The sequence below is a fragment of the Butyrivibrio sp. genome (genome assembly GCF_024699075.1).
The window spans coordinates 1-2,063 of record NZ_JAILQF010000406.1; the positions used below are offsets into that span (position 1 = coordinate 1).

Here is a 2,063-nt window from a genome sequence, read left to right on the forward strand (position 1 = left end):
TTTTTAAAGATATATCCCGACACAGTCACAAGGGCTGATGAGCAGTACATTGAATCAGAAGATGCTGCAGCAGCTAGAATTGCTATTCCAAAAGAAAAACTGATCAGCTTTGTGAAAAGACAATCTTATAGCATTTAAGCATTTAAGCACATTATAAAAAAGTACTTGCAAAATATAAGAATATAAGGTATTATATCCCTCGGAAATCACCTTGAATATTTCCAAAACTCTCTCAAGTAGCTAACGCGGAGCGTTAGCTGCTTTTTTAATTTTAAAATGATCTAATGCCCCCCCAATAATAATGTAATACCCATAACCAAACTCCATGTCAAAAACGAAATAATGTAACATTCATAACATAATACCATTCCAAATCTGATAAATAATGCTATAATAGTAAACAAGGGGAGCAAGAGCTCCCTATTTAATTGTAATTACCAAAAAAATCAAAAGGATGGAATGAGTATATGAAGAAGAAAGCTTATAGTATTATTGCAACATGTCTTACAACATCTCTTGTCCTTATGGGATGCTCCGGATCTGGTAACCAGGAGGATACAGGGGCAGCCTCCAATGAAACTGTTTCTAAAGAAACTGCAGAAGATAGCACCGCAGAAGATAGCGGCGCAACTGAAGAAACATCCGCAGCAGAATCTTCTCAGGATTCATCAGGCTCTTATGACCCTGCATCATTCAATGTATCTGATGTATATGAAACTCCGGCACAGGAAGCATCCGTAGATATAACAGGCTGTGATACTTTCACACAGATAGTTGATAAGCTTGAAGATGGCATGGGATATGCTAATGCCACTATAGGAGATGCAGACGTACTCCTTGTATCAAGCGGAACCTATGAGTGGGAAGAGGGACAATACGCAGCCATAGATGCAGATATTTTCATATATAAAGACGGAGTCCCTGAATATCTTGCAACTGTATCTTCAGGAGGAACAGCTTATCCTTTGGAAGTTGCAGATGGCAACCTGTATGTAGGCGGCAATCACTTTATGAGCAAGTACGTCATAGATAACGAAGCCATGGTAGAGCTTGAAGAAGCATATGTAAGCTATGATGCTGAAGGCGGCGAAACATATTATTATAAGACCTGCAACAGCCAGTTTGAGGACTATGATGCAGAGACTGCTGAGAGCAGATTCAATGACCTCTTTGCAGAACTTGATAATGTAGAAGTCATAGAATTTCATCCTATAGGCGAAGGACAGACAAGTGCCGAGCTCCCGGCTTATGAATATCCGGGACCGGAACTGTTCTATACCGTATTATACGACTATATGATCCAGGAACTTGGCAAGAATTATAGTGACTACGATGTATGTATTCCATGCCCTGTGATCATATCCGAGGATGAATCAGACAATTCTGATATCAAGGTTTATGGTAACTTCTGGATATTCAATTACAATTTAAACGGCGATATCCTTGAGTGCACCTCAGGAGGATCATATCCTGGCTGCATACATATTAAGAGCACTGACGAAGGCTACGAAGTAATATCCATGGACCTCGTTGAAGATGGTTCAGACTTTGAAGACAGTGCCAAGAAGATATTTGGCGATCTCTATGATACATTCATCTCAGACGGCGAAAGTGAGACTATAAGAGAAGAGCTTAGAGCCCAGATCATAGCCAACTATGTTGCTGCCAATGAGCTTAGTATCACAGCCTACCAGGATTACGGTTCTGACCCTGTAGCACTTCCTGAAGAGAACATTGATTCTTTCTATAGCAATCTCGACTAATATAGTTAAAGCGATAAGCTACAGCCTTATAAAGGGCTGTAGCTTTTTCTTTTGGCAAAAGAGCTTTCGAATACGAAGAAAGCCTTAAGACCCTGCAGATCTATGAGATCAAAGACGGCGATTACATGAAGTCTGTAAGTGTACAGCTCTATAAAAAAAGGCATAAAGAAAACCGCACCAAGTAGATATAAAAAATGAAAACTGTGCGGATGGTGATACTACTGAATTGAAATGGGTTTTAAGGAGCTTCACGATGCTGAGGCTCCTTTTAGAAGCGGTCGACTTGAAAAATTTATAGCA

Annotated in this window: 2 protein-coding genes; one reads left to right on the forward strand and one right to left on the reverse strand. The window is 39.8% G+C overall.

Annotated elements, in window-relative coordinates:
• Nucleotides 1-467 precede the first annotated feature (467 nt).
• Entirely contained in the window at nucleotides 468-1,763 is a 1,296-nt protein-coding gene (locus K6G87_RS16280) for a hypothetical protein (RefSeq protein ID WP_296839630.1), read from the forward strand.
• Nucleotides 1,764-1,789: 26 nt separating this feature from the next.
• Here the strand turns inward: K6G87_RS16280 and K6G87_RS16285 are convergent, their stop codons facing one another.
• Nucleotides 1,790-1,927 carry a hypothetical protein gene (locus tag K6G87_RS16285; protein WP_296839632.1) on the reverse strand — a complete coding sequence of 46 codons (138 nt, stop codon included), beginning with the start codon at nucleotides 1,925-1,927 and terminating at the stop codon, nucleotides 1,790-1,792.
• Nucleotides 1,928-2,063 lie beyond the last annotated feature (136 nt).

Excerpts from the sequence above, each read along its gene's own strand:
- K6G87_RS16280 (WP_296839630.1), top strand. The coding sequence starts at position 468 with ATGAAGAAGAAAGCTTATAGTATTATTGCAACATGTCTTACAACATCT.
- K6G87_RS16285 (WP_296839632.1), bottom strand. The coding sequence starts at position 1,927 with ATGCCTTTTTTTATAGAGCTGTACACTTACAGACTTCATGTAATCGCC.